14 protein-coding genes and 2 rRNA genes are annotated in these 18,765 nt (G+C 68.5%); 12 read left to right on the plus strand and 4 right to left on the minus strand.

Annotated features, from left to right (window positions below):
- From NYF13_RS33595 to NYF13_RS33620, 6 genes are all read left to right on the plus strand, one after another.
- Positions 1-2,619, plus strand: a 23S ribosomal RNA gene (locus NYF13_RS33595); the annotation flags it as partial.
- Positions 2,620-2,712: 93 nt separating this feature from the next.
- A 5S ribosomal RNA gene (rrf, locus tag NYF13_RS33600) occupies positions 2,713-2,829 on the plus strand.
- 166 nt (positions 2,830-2,995) lie between these two features.
- Positions 2,996-3,745 carry a type 1 glutamine amidotransferase gene (locus NYF13_RS33605; protein ID WP_315661980.1) on the plus strand — a complete coding sequence of 250 codons (750 nt, stop codon included), beginning with the start codon at positions 2,996-2,998 and terminating at the stop codon, positions 3,743-3,745.
- A 94-nt stretch (positions 3,746-3,839) separates the two neighbouring features.
- On the plus strand, positions 3,840-4,970 hold the full coding sequence (locus tag NYF13_RS33610) for an inorganic phosphate transporter (RefSeq protein WP_315661981.1): 1,131 nt from the start codon (positions 3,840-3,842) through the stop codon (positions 4,968-4,970).
- A gap of 65 nt (positions 4,971-5,035) precedes the next feature.
- Positions 5,036-8,011: a bifunctional [glutamine synthetase] adenylyltransferase/[glutamine synthetase]-adenylyl-L-tyrosine phosphorylase gene (locus NYF13_RS33615; RefSeq protein ID WP_315661983.1), complete on the plus strand. Its 2,976-nt coding sequence runs from the start codon at positions 5,036-5,038 to the stop codon at positions 8,009-8,011.
- A gap of 10 nt (positions 8,012-8,021) precedes the next feature.
- Positions 8,022-8,450, plus strand: a complete 429-nt coding sequence (locus NYF13_RS33620; RefSeq protein ID WP_315661984.1) for an acyl-CoA thioesterase — start codon at positions 8,022-8,024, stop codon at positions 8,448-8,450.
- Positions 8,451-8,581: 131 nt separating this feature from the next.
- On the opposite strand, the gene glnA is transcribed toward NYF13_RS33620, so the two are convergent.
- Complete coding sequence (gene glnA / locus NYF13_RS33625) at positions 8,582-10,006, minus strand: type I glutamate--ammonia ligase (protein ID WP_315661985.1); 1,425 nt, start codon at positions 10,004-10,006, stop codon at positions 8,582-8,584.
- Between the two features lie 175 nt (positions 10,007-10,181).
- Here glnA and NYF13_RS33630 point away from each other — a divergent pair, with 175 nt between their 5' ends.
- The gene (locus NYF13_RS33630) at positions 10,182-10,667 is read left to right on the plus strand and encodes an RDD family protein (RefSeq protein WP_315661986.1); all 486 of its coding nucleotides are present in this window, start codon (positions 10,182-10,184) and stop codon (positions 10,665-10,667) included.
- A gap of 99 nt (positions 10,668-10,766) precedes the next feature.
- On the opposite strand, the gene NYF13_RS33635 is transcribed toward NYF13_RS33630, so the two are convergent.
- Positions 10,767-11,495: a DUF4191 domain-containing protein gene (locus NYF13_RS33635; protein ID WP_315661988.1), complete on the minus strand. Its 729-nt coding sequence runs from the start codon at positions 11,493-11,495 to the stop codon at positions 10,767-10,769.
- A gap of 64 nt (positions 11,496-11,559) precedes the next feature.
- Between NYF13_RS33635 and NYF13_RS33640 the strand changes: the two genes are divergently transcribed.
- The 5 genes from NYF13_RS33640 to NYF13_RS33660 all read left to right on the plus strand — a co-directional run bounded on the left by NYF13_RS33640 (position 11,560) and on the right by NYF13_RS33660 (position 16,089).
- Positions 11,560-13,647: an ATP-dependent DNA helicase UvrD2 gene (locus NYF13_RS33640; protein ID WP_315661990.1), complete on the plus strand. Its 2,088-nt coding sequence runs from the start codon at positions 11,560-11,562 to the stop codon at positions 13,645-13,647.
- A 210-nt stretch (positions 13,648-13,857) separates the two neighbouring features.
- Positions 13,858-14,136, plus strand: coding sequence for a hypothetical protein (locus tag NYF13_RS33645; RefSeq protein WP_315661992.1), 279 nt, complete (start codon positions 13,858-13,860; stop codon positions 14,134-14,136).
- A gap of 151 nt (positions 14,137-14,287) precedes the next feature.
- Positions 14,288-14,647 (plus strand): WhiB family transcriptional regulator, encoded by a 360-nt coding sequence (locus tag NYF13_RS33650; protein ID WP_315661994.1) that lies wholly within the window; start codon positions 14,288-14,290, stop codon positions 14,645-14,647.
- Positions 14,644-14,904 (plus strand): hypothetical protein, encoded by a 261-nt coding sequence (locus NYF13_RS33655; protein WP_315661995.1) that lies wholly within the window; start codon positions 14,644-14,646, stop codon positions 14,902-14,904. The genes NYF13_RS33650 and NYF13_RS33655 overlap by 4 nt, the downstream gene beginning before the upstream one ends.
- A gap of 288 nt (positions 14,905-15,192) precedes the next feature.
- Positions 15,193-16,089, plus strand: a complete 897-nt coding sequence (locus NYF13_RS33660; RefSeq protein WP_315661997.1) for a methyltransferase domain-containing protein — start codon at positions 15,193-15,195, stop codon at positions 16,087-16,089.
- A 245-nt stretch (positions 16,090-16,334) separates the two neighbouring features.
- Here the strand turns inward: NYF13_RS33660 and NYF13_RS33670 are convergent, their stop codons facing one another.
- Positions 16,335-17,270 carry a hypothetical protein gene (locus NYF13_RS33670; RefSeq protein WP_315662000.1) on the minus strand — a complete coding sequence of 312 codons (936 nt, stop codon included), beginning with the start codon at positions 17,268-17,270 and terminating at the stop codon, positions 16,335-16,337.
- A gap of 101 nt (positions 17,271-17,371) precedes the next feature.
- Positions 17,372-18,715 carry an AarF/ABC1/UbiB kinase family protein gene (locus NYF13_RS33675; protein ID WP_315662002.1) on the minus strand — a complete coding sequence of 448 codons (1,344 nt, stop codon included), beginning with the start codon at positions 18,713-18,715 and terminating at the stop codon, positions 17,372-17,374.
- Positions 18,716-18,765: the final 50 nt, after the last annotated feature.

Consider the following 18,765-nt stretch of genomic DNA (forward strand, 5'->3'; position numbering starts at 1 on the left):
GAAGACCGATAGCGGACTAGTAACCCATGAGGTAAAGATGAAAAGTACCCCGGGAGGGAGTGAAAGAGTACCTGAAACCGTGTGCCCTACAAGCCGTCAGAGCCCGAGCACGTTGTGAGACGTTACGGTGATGGCGTGCCTTTTGAAGAATGAGCCTGCGAGTTAGTGCTGCGTGGCGAGGTTAACCCGTGTTGGGTAGCCGTAGCGAAAGCGAGTCTGAACAGGGCGAACATAGTCGCGTGGTCTAACCCGAAGCGGAGTGATCTACCCATGGCCAGGGTGAAGCGACGGTAAGACGTCGTGGAGGCCCGAACCCACTTAGGTTGAAAACTGAGGGGATGAGCTGTGGGTAGGGGTGAAAGGCCAATCAAACTCCGTGATAGCTGGTTCTCCCCGAAATGCATTTAGGTGGCAGCGTCACATGTTTCACTACGGGGGTAGAGCTACTGGATGGTCTAGGGGCCTTACCGGGTTACCGAAATCAACCAAACTCCGAATACCGTGGTGTGAGAGTGTGGCAGTGAGACGGCGGGGGATAAGCTTCGTCGTCGAGAGGGAAACAGCCCAGAACACCAGCTAAGGCCCCTAAGTGTGTGCTCAGTGGGAAAGGATGTGGGATTGCCCAGACAACCAGGAGGTTGGCTTAGAAGCAGCCACCCTTGAAAGAGTGCGTAATAGCTCACTGGTCAAGTGGTCCTGCGCCGACAATGTAGCGGGGCTTAAGCACACCGCCGAAGCTGTGTCATTGACACAGGAGATCCGCGACCTTCCTTGAGGGGGTTGTGTAGTCGTGTTGATGGGTAGGGGAGCGTCCTGCATCCAGGGAAGCGGCCGTGTGAACGAGTCGTGGAGGGTGTGGGAGTGAGAATGCAGGCATGAGTAGCGAATGCAGAGTGAGAAACTCTGCCGCCGGATGACCAAGGGTTCCTGGGCCAGGCTAATCCGCCCAGGGTAAGTCGGGACCTAAGGCGAGGCCGACAGGCGTAGTCGATGGACAACGGGTTGATATTCCCGTACCCGAGCATGTGCGCCCATGACGAGGCGTTTGATACTAACCACCCGAAGCCGGCGCTGATGTCTTCGGACGGAGGTGTCGTGTGGAGCGTGGGACCTGATTTCGTAGTAGTCAAGCGATGGGGTGACGCAGGAAGGTAGCTCCGCCAGGCGTTGGTTGTCCTGGTGTAAGCGTGTAGGAGAAAGCATAGGCAAATCCGTGCTTTAGATACTCTGAGACGTGATGCGTAGCCGTTTGAGGTGAAGTAGAGTGATCCTATGCTGCCGAGAAAAGCCTCTAGTGAGTGCATGCACGGCCCGTACCCCAAACCAACACAGGTGGTCAGGTAGAGAATACTAAGGCGATCGGGTGAACTGTGGTTAAGGAACTCGGCAAAATGCCCCCGTAACTTCGGGAGAAGGGGGGCCAAACATCCTGAAGCTCTTGACGGGCTAGGGGTGGGTGGCCGCAGAGACCAGCGGAAAGCGACTGTTTACTAAAAACACAGGTCCATGCGAAGTCGCAAGACGATGTATATGGACTGACGCCTGCCCGGTGCTGGAACGTTAAGAGGACCGGTTAACTCCTTTCGGGGGGTGAAGCTGAGAATTTAAGCGCCAGTAAACGGCGGTGGTAACTATAACCATCCTAAGGTAGCGAAATTCCTTGTCGGGTAAGTTCCGACCTGCACGAATGGCGTAACGACTTTCCGGCTGTCTCAACCACAGGCCCGGCGAAATTGCACTACGAGTAAAGATGCTCGTTACGCGCGGCAGGACGGAAAGACCCCGGGACCTTTACTATAGTTTGGTATTGGTTTTCGGTTCGGCTTGTGTAGGATAGGTGGGAGACTGTGAAGCTGTCACGCTAGTGGTGGTGGAGTCGTTGTTGAAATACCACTCTGGTCGAATTGGGAATCTCAACCTCGGACCATGATCTGGTTCAGGGACAGTGCCTGATGGGTAGTTTAACTGGGGCGGTTGCCTCCTAAAGAGTAACGGAGGCGCCCAAAGGTTCCCTCAGCCTGGTTGGCAATCAGGTGTTGAGTGCAAGTGCACAAGGGAGCTTGACTGTGAGACAGACATGTCGAGCAGGGACGAAAGTCGGGACTAGTGATCCGGCACCACCTGGTGGAAGGGGTGTCGCTCAACGGATAAAAGGTACCCCGGGGATAACAGGCTGATCTTGCCCAAGAGTCCATATCGACGGCATGGTTTGGCACCTCGATGTCGGCTCGTCGCATCCTGGGGCCGGAGTAGGTCCCAAGGGTTGGGCTGTTCGCCCATTAAAGCGGCACGCGAGCTGGGTTTAGAACGTCGTGAGACAGTTCGGTCCCTATCCGCCGCGCGCGTAGGATACTTGAGGAAGGCTGTCCCTAGTACGAGAGGACCGGGACGGACGAACCTCTGGTGTGCCAGTTGTCCCGCCAGGGGCATGGCTGGTTGGCCACGTTCGGAAGGGATAACCGCTGAAGGCATCTAAGCGGGAAGCCTGTTCCAAGATGAGGTATCCCACCCCGTGTGGGTTAAGGCCCCCAACAGACCATTGGGTTGATAGGCCAGAAATGGAAGCACAGTAATGTGTTGTCGAGTTGACTGGTACTAATAGGCCGAGGACTTGCCCACGAAGATGTTACGCATCCACTCTACAGCTCTGAAACACCACACCCGACACCACCAGAAGAATATGGGTGGTGGGTGTGTGTTGTTTTACAGTGTTTCGGTGGTCATAGCCCCAGGGAAACGCCCGGTCCCATTCCGAACCCGGAAGCTAAGCCTGGAAGCGCCGATGGTACTGCAACCGAAGGGTTGTGGGAGAGTAGGACACCGCCGAACTTAACATGAAACAGCAGTAGGGCCCCGGTCGAGGACACCACCCGTCCTCCCGGGGCCCTACTGCTATATCCAGGTCTCTTTGAAGCTCCGAGGCCCAGGCACAGTTCTATGGGCCCATGCCGCGCCTGTTGACCGGTCTCGTGCTGTCCTCCGTACCCTGGAACTCGTGACTCGTCTGCTGATCATCCAACCCGACGTCAGCGATCCGCTCGGCCGGCTCGGCGACTGGCTCACCGAGGCCGGAGCCGAGCTGGACGTACGGCTCCCGCCCGGGCAGGAACTGCCGGCCAGCCTCGACGGTTACGCTGGCTTGGTCTGCCTCGGTGGCGGGATGGGTGCGCTCGATGACCAGCAGCATCCCTGGCTCGTCGATGTCCGGAGACTGCTGAGCACCGCCGCGGCGACCGCGGTGCCGACGCTCGCGATCTGCCTGGGCGCCCAGTTGCTCGCGGTGGCCACCGGGGGAGAGGTGACCGTCGGGGAAGACGGGCCGGAGGTCGGGCCCGGGCTGGTGTCCAAGAAGGACGCGGCCTGGACCGACCCGCTGTGCGCCGAGCTCCCGCTGATGCCGGACGTCCTGCAGTTCCACAACGACGTGATCCGGCGCCTGCCGGCGGGCGCCGAGCTGCTGGTGTCGGCGCCGCGGTACCAGAACCAGGCTTTCCGGCTGAACCGCTGCGCCTACGGGATCCAGTTCCACATCGAGACCACGCCGGACGTCGTGCTCGCGTGGGCCGAATCGTCACCGGAGATGGCGGAACTCACCCGTCCGGGCGCGCTGACGCCGGAAAAGCTGACTGCCGTGCACGTGGACCTCGAAGAGAGCTGGCGGCCGTTCGCGGCGCGGTTCGTCCGCTTGGCCGCGGGGGAGCTGGATGCTGCGGCGAAGAGTCAACACCGGTTACCGCTGGCTTGATGCCTGATGTCCACATCACTTACGGCGCGTTAACGATTCACCCGATCGGTCAGGTACCTTGCGGGAGGTGTTCCCGTAGGGCTCGGAGGTCGGGGTGGACCCCTCGTTGCTGGTTGTCGTCGTGATCGTCACGGCGCTGGTTTTCGATTTCACGAACGGTTTCCACGACACGGCGAATTCGATGGCCACGTCCATCGCCACGGGAGCGCTGCGGCCGAAAGTCGCGGTGGCGATCTCGGCCGTGCTCAACCTGGTCGGCGCCTTCCTCTCGGTCGAGGTGGCGAAGACGATCTCCAGCGGTCTGGTGGACGAAACCAAGATCGGCCCTGAGATCGTCTTCGGCGGCCTGATCGGCGCGATCGCGTGGAACCTGTTCACCTGGTACGTCGGGCTCCCGTCCAGCTCCTCGCACGCGCTGTTCGGCGGGCTGATCGGCGCCACCTGGGTTTCCGCGGGCGCCGACTCCGTGCACTTCGCCAAGATCGTGGACAAGGTCCTGGTCCCGGCGGCGGCGTCGCCGGTGATCGCCGGGCTCGTGGCCGCCGGGACGACCTACCTGGTGTACCGGCTCTTCGTGCGCAGGCGGGGCAGCCGCGGCTTCCGCGTCGGCCAGATCATCTCGGCTTCGCTCGTTTCACTGGCGCACGGCACCAACGACGCGCAGAAGACCATGGGGGTGATCACGCTGACGCTGGTCACCGCGGGCAGCCTCCCGGCCGGCTCGGCGCCGCCGGTGTGGGTGATCGTCAGTGCCGCGTCCGCGCTCGCGCTCGGCACGTACCTCGGCGGCTGGCGGATCACGCACACCCTGGGCAAGGGCCTGACCGACATCGAGGGCCCGCAGGGCTTCGCGGCGCAGACGAGCAGCGCTGCGGTGATCCTGCTGTCCTCGCACTTCGGTTTCCCGCTGTCGACCACGCACGTGTGCTCCGGCGGAATCATCGGCTCCGGCGTCGGACGGCGTGAGGCGCCGGTCCGCTGGCGGATGGCGGGCCGGATGGTCGTCGCCTGGCTCTTCACGCTGCCCGCGGCGGCCGTGGTCGGTGCGGCGGCCGGGAAGCTCGCCTCCCTCGGCGAGGTGGGGACGATCGGCGTCGGCCTGGCCGGTGTCGCCTTCGGCGTCGGGATCTACCTGCTCTCGCGACGCAAGCCCGTCACGGCACACAGCTTCACGGTCCCGGAGCCCTCGGCCCCCGGCCCGGAACCGGAACGCCTCGCTGCCTGAACGCGTGGCGAACTCCTCGCGCGCCCGGCTGCTCGGCCGCGTCTGATCCGGCTACGGTGGTCGTGATGGCAGAGCGCGCGCGGACGGCCGCATCGGCGGCCAGGTACGGCTTCACCGACACCCGGGCCGACGGGCAGTTGCGGGCGGCGGGCTGGTGGGAGGCCACGGGCCCGGCCGAGGGTGTCACCGACCTCCTGGCCGCGCTCTCGCGCGCCGCCGATCCGGACCTCGCGCTCCGCGGTCTCGATCGCCTCCGTGAGGCCGACGAAGAAGCCTGGCCCGAGCTCGACCGGACGCTGCGGGAGAACCGCACGTTCCGCGGCCGGCTGTTCGCCGTCCTCGGCACGTCGACCGCGCTGTCCGACTTCCTCGCGGCGCACCCCGCCGAATGGCGCTGCCTGGTCAACAGCCGGTGCACCGAGCCCGCGCAGTTCACCGAGCGGCTGCTGGACCGGGTGCGCGGCGAGGACGGCGCGTACCTCACCGGTTTCGCCGCCGAACAGGCGTTGCGCGCGGCGTACCGCGGGCTGCTGCTGGGCATCGCGGCCACCGACCTCGGGCACCTGGTGGAGCCCGGGCTCGACCACCCGCCGTTCAAGGACGTCGGCAGCCAGCTGACGGTACTCGCCGAGGCCGCGCTGACCGCCGGGCTCGCGGTGGCCGAGACGGAGGTCGGCGCCGGGACCGAGGGCTCGCTCGCGGTGATCGCGATGGGCAAGACCGGCGGCCGGGAGCTGAACTACGTCAGCGACGTCGACGTGATCTTCGTCGGCGCGGGTGATCTTTCGATCGCGACCCGGCTGGCCAGCACGATGATGCGCGTGGTCGGCAAGGCCTGCTTCGAGGTCGACGCGGCGCTGCGGCCCGAGGGCAAGAGCGGCGCGCTCGTCCGCACGCTGGAAGGCCACACCGCGTACTACCGGAAGTGGGCGAAGACCTGGGAGTTCCAGGCCCTGCTGAAGGCGCGCCCGGTGGCCGGCGACGCCGAACTGGGACGGCAGTACGCCGAGATGGTCGCGCCGATGGTCTGGTCGGCGGCCGACCGCGAGAACTTCGTCACCGAGGTCCAGCAGATGCGCCGGCGGGTGGAGCGTCACCTGCCGGAGGAGCACCGCGAGCGCGAGCTGAAGCTGGGCCGCGGCGGGCTGCGCGACGTCGAGTTCGCCGTGCAACTGCTACAGCTCGTGCACGGCCGCATCGACCCGGAACTGCACTCGACGTCCACTCTGGAGGCACTGGACGCCCTCGGCCACGGCGGTTACGTCGGTCGTGAGGACGCGGCCGAAATGGCGGGCTCGTACGAGTTCCTGCGCACCGTCGAGCACCGGCTGCAACTGCGCCAGCTTCGGCGGACGCACCTGTTCCCGGAGTTCACCGACACCGACGAGCTGCGGATCCTGGCGCGGGCCTGCGGGATCCGCGGGGTGCGGGGGCGCAGCCAGGGCGAGACGCTGCTGGCCGAGTTCCGCCGGCACGCCAAGAGCGTCCGGCGGCTGCACGAGAAGCTGTTCTACCGCCCGTTGCTGCAGTCGGTGGCCAACGTGCCGACGGAAGCGCTGCGGCTGACCACGAAACAGGCGGCCAGCCGGCTGGCCGCGCTCGGTTTCGCGGCTCCGGAAGGCGCGTTGCAGCACATCAAGGCCCTGACCGCCGGTGTCTCGCGCCGCGCGGCCATTCAGCAGGCGCTGCTCCCGGTCCTGCTCGACCTCCTGGCCGACACCCCGGACCCCGACGGCGGGCTGCTTTCCTACCGCAAGGTGTCGGAGGCGCTGGAGGAGACGCCGTGGTACCTGCGGGTGCTGCGGGACGAGGGCACCGTGGTCGAGCGGCTGGCCTTCCTCCTCGGCACCTCGCGGCTGGTGCCGGACCTGCTGGTGCGAGCGCCGGAGGTGCTGCAACTGCTCGGCGACCCGGCGCGGCTGATCGGCCGCGACCCCGCGGACGTCGCCAAATCATTGCGCGCGACCGTCCGCCGTCAGCCCGGTATCAACGCTGCGGTGGCCGCGGCCCGCTCGCTGCGGCGGCACGAGCTGTTGCGCGTCGCGAGCGCGGACCTGTTGGGGCTGCTGGATGTTCCGGCCGTGTGCGCGGCGCTGTCGAGCATCTGGGTCGCGGTGCTGCAGGGCGCGCTGGCCGCCGCGTACCGGCAACGGCAGGCGGAGCTGGGCCGCACGCCGGCGACCGTGGCCGTCATCGCCATGGGCCGCCTCGGCGGGGCGGAGCTGGGCTACGGCTCGGACGCCGACGTGCTGTTCGTCTGCGAGCCCGCCGAAGGCGTTTCGGACTCCGAGGCCGTGAAGTTCGCGTCCTCGGTGGCCGAGACCGTGCGGAAGATGCTGGGCGCGCCGAGTTCGGACCCCGCGCTGGTCGTCGACGCGGACCTGCGGCCGGAAGGACGCAGCGGTGCCCTGGTCCGCACACTCGAGTCGTACCGCGCGTACTACACGCGCTGGGGCGAGGTGTGGGAAGCACAAGCCTTGCTGCGAGCCCGTTTCGTGGCCGGTGACGACGACCTGGGTGAGCGGTTCATCCGGATGATCGACCCGGTCCGCTATCCCGAGGGCGGGCTGGACGCGAAGAACGCCCGGGAGATCCGGCGGATCAAGGTGCGGGTCGAGACCGAGCGGATGCCCCGAGGCGCCGATCCCACGCGGCACACCAAGCTCGGCCGCGGCGGGCTCGCGGACGTCGAGTGGACCGTACAGCTGCTACAGCTCCAGCACGCTCACGAAGTCCCGGGCCTGCGCACCACGTCCACGCTCGACGGCCTCACCGCGCTGGCGGACGCCGGGCTGGCGCCCGAGGGGTCGGCCGAGTCGCTGCGGGAGGCGTGGCTGCTGGCCACGCGCGTGCGCAACGCCGGGATGCTGGTGCGGGGCAAGGCCGTGGACGAGGTGCCCAGCTCGGGCCGTGACCTGGCCGCCGTGGCGCGGGTGTTCGGCTACTCCCCGGACGACGACCCCGGCGAGTTCCTCGACCACTACCGCCGGGTGACGCGGCGCGCGCACGCCGTGGTCGAGGAACTGTTCTACGAGAACTAGTCTGGGTCCCGTGACTGATCGCGAACCCTTCCGGACCCGGCTCAAAGTGCGGCAGTACGAGCTCGACGCGCTCGGGCACGTGAACCAGGCCGTGTACCACTCCTACGGCGAGGTCGCGCGGCTCGAAGCCTTCGAAGCGGCGGGCGACGCGCGCGTCGGCGAGGACCACCGGGCCCCGGTCCTGCTCGAATCGAACATCGTCTACCGGCGCGAACTGCGCGGCGGCGACGTCGTGGACGTCACCTGCGACACGACGTTCGGGGAGGGCAAGGTCTTCTGGATGACCTCGCAGATCTTCAAGCTGGACGGCACGCTGTCGGCCGAGATCAAGTGCACGCTGGGCGTGATGGACCTGCGGCTGCGCAAGCTCGTGGCCGACCCGCGAGGACACTTCGAACGCGCCGGGCTGGACCTCAAGGTGCTCTCGACCACGGAGTGACGCGCCGAGATTCCCCGGCCGCGGCACCTGCGGCAACGCCGGGGGACAACGCGAAGAACGGGGCGGAGGCCGGGGGGTGTTCCCCACAGCCACCGCCCCGTTCCCGGGACGCCGCGACGAGCGGCGGTCGATCACACGTCGTAGTACAGCGAGAACTCGTACGGGTGCGGGCGCAGCCGCAGCGGGTCGATCTCGTTCTCACGCTTGTAGGAGATCCAGGTGTCGATCACGTCGGGCGTGAAGACCCCGCCCTCCAGCAGGTAGTCGTGGTCGGCTTCGAGGGTTTCGAGCACCGTGCCCAGGTCGCCGGGGACCAGCTTGACGTTCTTGGCCTCCTCGGGCGGCAGCTCGTAGAGGTCCTTGTCGATGGGCTCCGGCGGCTCGATCTTGTTCTTGATCCCGTCCAGACCGGCCATCATCATCGCGGAGAACGCCAGGTACGGGTTGCCCGAGGAGTCCGGGCAGCGGAACTCGGCCCGCTTGGCCTTCGGGTTGTTGCCCGTGATCGGGATGCGGACGCAGGCCGAGCGGTTGCGCTGCGAGTACACCAGCGAGACCGGCGCCTCGAAGCCCGGCACCAGGCGGTGGTAGGAGTTCACCGTCGGGTTGGTGAAGGCCAGCAGGCTCGGGGCGTGCCGCAGCAGGCCGCCGATGTAGTGGCGCGCCGTGTCGGACAGGCCCGCGTAGCCGGACTCGTCGTGGAACAGCGGCTGGCCGTCCTTCCACAGCGACTGGTGGCAGTGCATGCCCGAGCCGTTGTCGCCGGCGAGCGGCTTCGGCATGAACGTGGCGGTCTTGCCCTGGGCGAAGACCGTGTTCTTCACGATGTACTTGAACAACTGCAGGTCGTCGGCCGCGTGCAGCAGCGTGTTGAACTTGTAGTTGATCTCGGTCTGGCCGGCGGTGCCCACCTCGTGGTGCGCGCGCTCGATCTCGAAGCCGGAGCCTTCAAGGTTGCGGACGATGTCGTCGCGCAGATCGGCGAAGTGGTCGACCGGCGGGACGGGGAAGTAGCCGCCCTTGAACTTCGTCTTGTACCCCTGGTTGCCGCCGATCTCGTCGGCGCCGGTGTTCCACCAGCCCTCGACCGAGTCGATCTCGTGGAACGAGGCGTGCTCGGCCGAGTCGAAGCGCACCGAGTCGAAGATGTAGAACTCGGCTTCGGGGCCGAAGAAGACGTTGTCGGCGACGCCGTACTCCGCGATGTACTGCTCGGCCTTGCGCGCGATGTTGCGCGGGTCGCGGCTGTAGGCTTCGCGGGTGAAGGGGTCGTGCACGAAGAAGTTCAGCGAGAGCGTCTTCGCCTTGCGGAACGGGTCGATGCGAGCCGTCTCGGGGTCCGGCAGGAGCAGCATGTCGGACTCGTGGATCGACTGGAAGCCGCGGACCGAGGAGCCGTCGAACGCGAGGCCTTCTTCGTAAGCCTCTTCCGTGAAAGCCTTCGCGGGTACCGTGAAGTGCTGCATCACGCCCGGCAGGTCGCAGAACCTGACGTCGACGACCTCTACGTTCTCGTCGGCGATGAGGCGCTGAATATCGTCTGGAGTAGTGGGCACCCTCGGTGACTCCTTCTTCGATCGAGCTCGCTCGGCAGTACTCTCTTCGGCTCACGCTAAAAGCGCGGTGTTGCCCGACCGTCACCCGAATGTTTCGCGGGTGTTAACGGGTCGGTGGACACCGGGTAGTCGACCAGGTCGGACGTGGTGCGCGCCACCGGCATACCCTGGACGGGTGGCTAGATGGACGGGTGAATGGCTGCCGGGCGCCGGTGACGGCCCCGCGACCGCCGATCAGCAGGCACCGCGCTGGCGCGGGGAGCGGCTCGGCCTGCCCGAGTCCGGCGTGGGCTCCGCCGCGGGCGGGGGCTCGCGGCTGCTGGCCCTGATCGTCGACCTCGTGCTCGCTTCCCTGGTCACGGCCATCTTCGTCCGCTACGACCTGCAGGACGCGGCCGTGATGCAGACGTTCAACCTGTGGTCGGGCGTGGTCTGGGCCGCGATCAGCACGGTGTCGGCCGCGTTCTTCGGCTTCACCCCCGCGATGGGCATGTTCGGCATCCGGGTGGCCCGTCTCGACGGCGCGTCCCTGGTCGGCCTCGGGCGCGCGGCGGTCCGCATGGTGCTCACCGTGGTGATCATCCCGGCCGCGGTCCGCAACGTCGACGGCCGAAGCTGGCTCGACCGGCTCACCGGCACCGTCGTCGTCCGGATGCGCTGAGCCCGGATCGGTCCGGACACGGACGTGAAGAAGGCCCCCGCGAAACCGCGGGGGCCTTCTTTCACGTTCAGCGGCTGAGCACCTCGACGGCCGGGCAACTCAGCGACGGCGGATGGTGCGCTGCACGTTCCGCATCTTCGCGCCGGCCGGCATCGGGCCCTTCGGCATGGCCGCGCCGCGGTTGCCGAGGGCGGCGAGCTTCGCCTCGAGGGCGTCCACCTGGTTCGGCTTGAGGTTGCGGGGCAGCTTCATCAGGTGGCTCTGAAGCTTCTTGAGCGGGACCTGGTTCTCTTCGTGCCCGATGGTCAGGTCGTAGATCGGGGTGTCGCCCACCAGCCGCGAAACGCGCTTCTTCTCCTGCGCGAGCAGCGTCTTGACCCGGTGCGGAGCGCCCTCGGCCACGAGGATGACACCCGGCCCGCCGAGCACGCGGTGCACGGCGTCGAGCTGCGTGGTGGCGGCCACCGTCGGCGTCACCTTCCAGCGGCCCCGGAGGTTCTCCAGCGCCCAGGCCGCCGCGCCCGGCTGCCCGTCGGCCTTCGAGTAGACCGTGCGCTGCACCCGGCGCCCGAAGATGATCACGGCGAGCAGAATGCCCAGCACGATGCCCAGCGGGAGCAGCGCCCACTGGATGTCGAAGATGAAGCCCACACCGAACAGCACGCCGGCGACGACGATGATCGAGCCGGCCATCCAGGGGATGAGCAGCGGATCCTCTTTGCGCTGCATCTTGAACGCTTCGAAGAGCTGCCCGCGCCGGGCCTTGCTGGCCGCGCGCTTCTCCTTCTTGGCCAGCTTGGCCGCTTCCTTGTCCTGCTTTCCCGCCATCTGACCAGGATACGGCCGCGTGCCCGGCCACGAATCCGTCGGCCCCCTCTGCGAGGATCGCGGGGTGGTCAGCGCATCGTCGGAAAAACGTCGTCCGGGTCTGCTCGACGGGCTCGACCCCGAGCAGCGGGCCGCCGCGTCCGCCCCGCGCGGGCCCGTCTGCGTCCTCGCCGGGGCGGGCACGGGCAAGACCCGCACGATCACGCACCGCATCGCGCACCTGGTCGCGGCCGGTCACGTGTCCGCCGGGCAGGTGCTCGCGGTCACCTTCACCACCCGCGCGGCGGGGGAGATGCGCACCCGGTTGCGCGGTCTCGGCGTCGACGCGGCGCAGGCGCTGACCTTCCACGCCGCCGCCCGCCGCCAGCTCCGCTACTTCTGGCCGCGCGTGATCGGCGACCGGCCGTGGGACCTGCTCGACAACAAGTTCCGCCTCGTCGCCCAGGCCGCCACCCGGGTCCGGCTGAGCACGGAGACCGAGGTGCTGCGCGACCTCTCCAGCGAGATCGAGTGGAGCAAGGCCTCGCTGGTCTCCCCGGAGGACTACCCGGCCGTTGCCGCGCGCACCCAGCGCGACACCCCCGCACCCGCCGCGCAGGTCGCGGAGGTCTACCGGCAGTACGAGGAGATCAAGAACTCCGCCCAGCTCCTCGACTTCGACGACCTCCTGCTGCACACCACCGCCGTGCTGGAGGAGCACCAGGCCGTCGCCGCCGAGTTCCGCGACCGCTACCGCTGCTTCGTGGTCGACGAGTACCAGGACGTCACGCCGCTGCAGCAGCGCCTGCTCGACGCCTGGCTCGGCGGCCGTGACGACCTCACCGTGGTCGGCGACGCCAACCAGACCATCTACTCCTTCGGTGGCGCCTCCCCGCGCCCGCTGCTGGAGTTCACCCGGCGCTTCCCGGAGGCGACGGTGATCCGCCTCGAGCGCGACTACCGGTCGACGCCGCAGGTCGTTTCGCTGGCCAACCAGGTGATCGGGGCGGCGCGTGGCCGCCCGGCCGGGTCGCGGCTCAAGCTGGTCGGCCAGCGTCCCCCGGGTCCGGAGCCCCGCTTCGCCGAGTACGAGGACGAGGCGGCCGAGGCCGCGGCCGCCGCCCGCCGGGTGCGCGAACTGCTCGACGGCGGAGCGCCGGCCAGCGAGATCGCCGTGCTCTTCCGGATCAACGCCCAGTCCGAGGCCTACGAGCAGGCGCTCACCGAAGCCGGCATCCCGTACCTGGTCCGCGGCGGTGAGCGGTTCTTCGCCCGGGCCGAGGTGCGGCAGGCGATGTCGGCGCTGCGGGTCGCCTCGGGTGACCCCACCGGTCCGGACCTGGTCACCGCCGTTCGCTCGGCGCTGGCCAAGGTCGGTCTCACCGAGCAGCCACCGGCGGGCGGGGCGGCGAAGGAGCGGTGGGACGCGCTGCTCGCCATCGTCGAGCTCGCCGAGGAGCTGTCCGCGACCGTGGCCGAAGCCGACCTGCCCCGCTTCGTCGCGGAGCTCGAACAGCGGGCTGCCGCCCAGCACCCGCCGACGGTGGAGGGGGTCACCCTCGCCTCGCTGCACGCGGCGAAGGGCCTGGAGTGGGACGCGGTCTTCCTGGTCGGCCTGTCCGAGGGCACCATGCCGATCCTCCACGCCGGTGACGACGAGGCGTCGATCGAGGAGGAGCGAAGGCTCTTCTACGTCGGCGTCACCCGGGCCCGCGAGCACCTGTCGCTCTCGTGGTCCCTTTCGCGCACGCCGGGCGGCCGCCGCAACCGCCGCCGCAGCCGGTTCCTCTACGGGCTGATCCCCGAGGACCACCCGGCCGCCCGCATCGCGCGTTCGCAGGGCAAGCCGCCGGCCGGGGTGACGGCGCGGTGCCGGCTGTGCGGCGGCCCGCTGCTGGAGACCATGGAGGTCAAGCTCGGCCGGTGCTCGCGCTGCCCGTCCACTGTGGATGAAGGGCTGCTCGAAAAGCTGAAGGCCTGGCGCGGTGAGCGTTCGCGGGAGCTGAAGGTGCCCGCGTTCGTGGTGTTCACCGACGCCACCCTGATGGCCATCGCCGAGCAGCGGCCGACCGACGACGGGGCACTCGTGTCGATCTCCGGCATCGGCGCGACTAAGCTGGAGCGCTTCGGCGCGGAGGTCCTCGACGTCGTCCGCGCCGCGACGCGCTCTTGACCGCGTTCGCACCTTGATCGGTGCGGCGAACCCGCTGCTCGAAGGCGATCTTCGTAGCTTCGGTGAGATTTCGGGAAAATAAGTTGCCCCCGTGTGCGAGGGGCAATAATCTGCTGGTACCCGGGCGGGAAGCGCCCGGTCTGGGGATCCCTGCGACGAGTACCGCCTCAGGCGGAGCACGTCCGGACAGTGAAAGGCGGTGCCGGTGAAATGATCAGCAACATGAAGCTCATGAACTCTGGCACCGGTCTGTCCCTCTGCGGAGCTTCGGCCTGCGGAGTCTCGGCCGCCCCGCGCCAGGGTACCGGTGTGTCCGCGAGCGTTCACGCTCAGTTCGGCCCGCGCCGCGTCGAGCGCACCCAGGCCACCTTCGGAATCGACCTCGTCAAGGCCGCTGCCGTCATCGGCGCGTACCCGCAGGTTGATGCCGATCTGCCGACCATCAAGCAGTTCCGTGTTCCGTTGTCCATACGGGAGCGAAGTTCCTGACCTAGTCAGGACTAGAGGCTCACGAAGGCCGCGGAACCGGTAACCGGATCCGCGGCCTTCGTGTTTTTGTGGCTGCACAACCGCAAGGAACAAGTTGTCCAGTTCGATCACCCATCCCGCCAAAACCGCCTCGACCACAAGGAGCACGGAAATGTCTTCGGCCATCGCCCTCGCCGAGGGGGCCTTAACCGACGGGTTCGACGTCGGTATCGGCGATCTGCTCGACGGGATCGCCGCCCCGGAACTCGACCTCCCCTGCCGATCGCGCGACGCGGACCTCTGGTTCGCCGAGTCGCCCGCAGAGCTCGAGCGCGCCAAGTCGCTCTGCGCCGACTGCCCGGTCCGCACGGCCTGCCTCTCGGGAGCACTCGCCCGGCGCGAGCCGTGGGGGGTCTGGGGTGGCGAGATCTTCGAGCGTGGTGCCGTCATCGCGCGCAAGCGTCCCCGCGGACGTCCGCGCAAGAACGCCGCACTCGAGCCCGCCGCCGCAGCCAGGAGTGCCGCCGCATGATCGTCGAACCCATCACCACCAGGGATTACGAAGCGCGTACCGATACCGACCGCGCCCATCCGCAGCTGAAGCAGATCAAGATCCAGGAGCCGAGTGAAATGTTGCTCTACGAAGAACTGTCCAGAGCCCGAATACGGCAGCTCGAGCACGAGTTCGCGGTCCAGCGCCCGTGGCGCCGGGCCCGAGCCGAGCACCGGTGGTCGCGGGTGGCCCGCTGGGCCGCCGACCGCGCCGAGCGGTACCGGGACGTGCGCTGAGCCGCCGGAGGGCCGGTCTTCCCGGCCGGCCCTCCGGGCCCTCGGCGTCTCCAGTACTTCCGCCCCGGCCGTGACCCGCTCACGGCCGGGGCATAGCCGTGTTCGCCCGGCGCTGCCCGGGACCGGGTGGACGAGGCGTGCTGAGCGCCGCTCGTGAGCGGTTCGCGGCGATGGTGGGGCGGTGCTCGTCCGGCGCCGCCCTCGGCCGGTTCGTGACTGAAGCGCCGCGGTGCAGCCGCGGCCGTCGAAGGTCGGCTGGGGAGTTGGCTGCTGGTGTTCAATGAGAGTGTGTCTGGACATACGCATGACCACATTGACTGGGCGGACCGTCTTGCCCTGTTGCGAGCGGCCGATGCTCTCGACGCTGTCGCGATGACTGCGGTCGCGCGGCGACTCGTCGCGGGCTTGCCGCCGAGGCCGACGATCGTCGACCTCGGTTGTGGCGCGGGCGGTATGAGCGCGCACTTCGCCCGCGAACTCGGCAGCCTTTCCGGTGGTGTGATCGTCCTCGTGGACGCGACCCCGGCGTTGCTCGAAGAGGCTGAGCGTGCGGCGAACTCGGCAGCCGATCTGCACGTGGCCTCGGACGGCCGCGGGTCCGTCGAGATCCGCGCGGTTCTCGGGGACCTCGCCGACACCGGCTTGGCGCACGCGGTGCCTTCGGCGGATCTCGTCTGGGCGTCGCACGTGGTGCACCACCTGGCGGACCAGCAGGCCGCGGTCGGCGCGGTCGCGGCGGTGGCGAAGCCCGGCGGCCTCGTCGCGCTGGCCGAGGGCGGGCTCGACTTCCGTTGCCTGCCGTGGGATCTGGGGATCGGACGGCCTGGGCTGGAGAACCGGATGCTGGCCGCGCAGGCCGAGTGGTTCATCGGGATGCGTGAAGGCATCGACGGTGCCGTCCCCATGCCCTACGGCTGGTCCACCGCCTTGGACCGCGCGGGTCTCACCGAAGTCGACTCGTTCGGCGCGCTCGTCCACCACCCGTCGCCGGGCCCGGAATCGCTCGCGGACTACGTGGTCAACCGCCTCGGCCGCCTCCGCGAGTTCGCCGGCGGTCACCTCACCGCCGACGACCTGGCCACGGTCGACACCCTCCTCGACCGGACCGGCCCCCATTTCGTCGGCGCCCGCCAGGACCTCTACCTGCTCGGGGCCAAGACCATCCACTGTGGACGCCGTCCGTGACCGGACCGGAAGCCACCTGCTCCCGCTGTGGTCGCGCCCGGGTCGCCGAGCCGGACGCGCTGGCTGCCCTGTCCTGGGTCTCCACCAGGGAAGACGGACGAGAGCGCTGGCTCTGCCCACCCTGTGCGCGTGACCACGTCCGAGACATCGAGGCCAAACTCCCCGACGAGTACTGGTAGCAGGGAAACGCCCGCGCTCGACCAGGTCCGCCGCCATCGCTCGAAGCCACGTCAAGAGAAGCGCTCTCACGCCGCGGTCCCCACGTGGTGCACCGCGCGCACCTTCGGCCGCGGCGTGCGCGCAGCCTGCGTATAGGCGCTGATCAGCTCGCGGCCGACCTCACCCGGATGGTCGAGTAGCTGCTGGATCGTGCAGCGGGCCAAAATGGTCCCGGTCGCGGTCAGGGCCAAGTGCGTGAAGTCGCCGACGCCGACACCGGTCAGGTAGCGCCAGGCGAGACCGACCTCGTCCCACCAGGCGTCGGCCGTGCCGATGCGGCGGCCGCGACGGTCGCAGACGGCGACGTTCCACATCGGAGCCGGCAGGGGAGTGCCGCGAAGCACCTTCGCCGCCAAGCCGTGGGCGAAGGTGTCGCGCTCGTCGAGATTGCGCAGGATCGTGCGGACGGTCGCCGAGCCGCGCTGGTTACCCGCGTCCAGCTCGGCCATCAGCTCCGCGCGATCGGCCAGGCCCCAGTACAACGGCAGCGTCACCAGCTGCTCGACGACGGACGGGTTCGGCTCCCGGCGCGCCAGGTCCAGGGCCGCGCGCGCGACCGGTGCGAAAGGCAGCCCGTCGATCGTCACGGGCTCGGGCATCCGGGCTGTGCGGCAGGTGAGCACGCCTGCGTCGGGCGCCATGCGCCGGTAGTGCGGGACCAGCAGGTGAACCTGCTCGGTGAGCGGGCGATGGACGCCGTGGGCCCGGAGCGCGTCCACCCCCGTGATCACCGCCTCGTGACCGTGCCGGCTCATCGCCGCGTGCAGTAGCTGGCGCCGGGTCGGCGGGGTGTCGTGCAGGAGGAACACCCCGGGATACAGCCTTCGCCACGGACCGCCGGGACCGGACAGCCGCGCGGCTCTCCGGGCCGAAACCCCGGCACTGCGTAGCTGCCTGCTGGTCAGCACACCACACGCGGTGTCACTGAGGGCCAGCGCTCCTGCGCTTTCTGTGATCGCCATGAGTCGAGCATGACCGCTCGGCCATCCGGGTGGAACCGATCACACCAATCTGTGGATAACTCCGGCTTCGGGTCTGCTTCCCGCGCTTGCCTGTGGACAACTCAGGCGGCAAACCCGGGCTGCCAGCGCTCCACGATGCCCCGCGCCGGTACCTCGGCATCGAGCTGGCAGAGGATGCCGGTGGAGCCCGCCGTGACCCGGTGGATCATCAGGTACTCCGGCGGCAGGTTCAGCGAACGGCCGACGTGGAAGTCGTGGCCACGGGAGTCTCCGACCCGGCCCGCCTGCCGCTGCATCCAGCGGCGGGTGAAGTGGAAAGTGGGCGTGGCCAGCGGCTCCGTGAACGGCGAAAGGTAGGCCAGCACCTCACCGGCGGTGAGGTCCGAGTCCCCGCGGATGAAGCGGTTCTCCCGGAGCAGGCGCATGAGCTCGTCGGACTGGCCGTCGAGGGCGAGCCGGGTCATCTCGCCCAGGTGGCGGGGGATGCCGTGGGGCAGCTTCGAGACACCGCCGAAGTCCATCACGCACAGGCGGCCGTCTTCGGCGAGCATGAAGTTGCCCGGGTGCGGGTCGGAGTGCAGCAGGTGGGCCCGCGCCGGCGACGAGTAGTGGAACTCCATGAGCAGCCGGCCGGCCAGGTTGCGGGTCTCCTGGTCGGCGTCGGCGATCACGCGGGACAGCGGGGTGCCGGTCACCCACTCGCTCACCACGACCTTCGGTGCGCTGGCCACGACGCGCGGGATGAGGAACGCCGGGTCCCCTTCGAACGCCTTCGCGAAAGCTCGCTGGTTGTCCGCCTCTGCGAGGTAGTCGAGCTCCTCGTCCATCCGTTCGGCCAGCTCGGCCAGGAGCGGTTTGACCTCGGTGCCGGGCACGAACGCCTGGAACAGCCGGCTGAACCGCTGGAGCTGGCGCAAATCGCTGCGCAGGGCGTCGTCGGCCCCCGGGTACTGGACCTTGACCGCCACCTCGCGGCCGTCGTGCCAGGTCGCGCGGTGGACCTGGCCGATGCTCGCGGACGCGGCCGGCTCGTCGTCGAAGGCCGAGAACCGGCCCTCCCACGTCCGCCCCAGTTGCTCGGCCAGCACCCGGTGGGTCTGCCGCGCGGACATCGGCGGCGCGGCCGTCTGCAGCTTGGTCAGCGCTTCCCGGTACGGCTTGGCCATCTCGTCGGGCACCGCGGCCTCGAACACGCTCAGGGCCTGGCCGAACTTCATCGCGCCGCCCTTGAGCGTGCCCAGCACCTCGAACAGCTGCTCGGCCGCCTTGGCCGACAGCGTGGCACTGACCTGCTCCGCGCTCTGCCCGGCGAGCCGCTTTCCCCACCCGCCCACGGCGCGTCCGGCAATCCCCAGCGGGAGACTGGCCAGTTTCGCGGTGCGGGCGGCACCTCGACGCGGCAGTGCGGGTTCGCTGTCTCCTGGGCGGTCGTCGAAGTCGGTCACACTGGAGATTCTGCCTTGGACGAGACGGCCTCCGCAGCCCGTCGACGCCG

It is taken from the genome of Amycolatopsis sp. PS_44_ISF1 (genome assembly GCF_032335455.1).
Lineage (GTDB): Bacteria > Actinomycetota > Actinomycetes > Mycobacteriales > Pseudonocardiaceae > Amycolatopsis.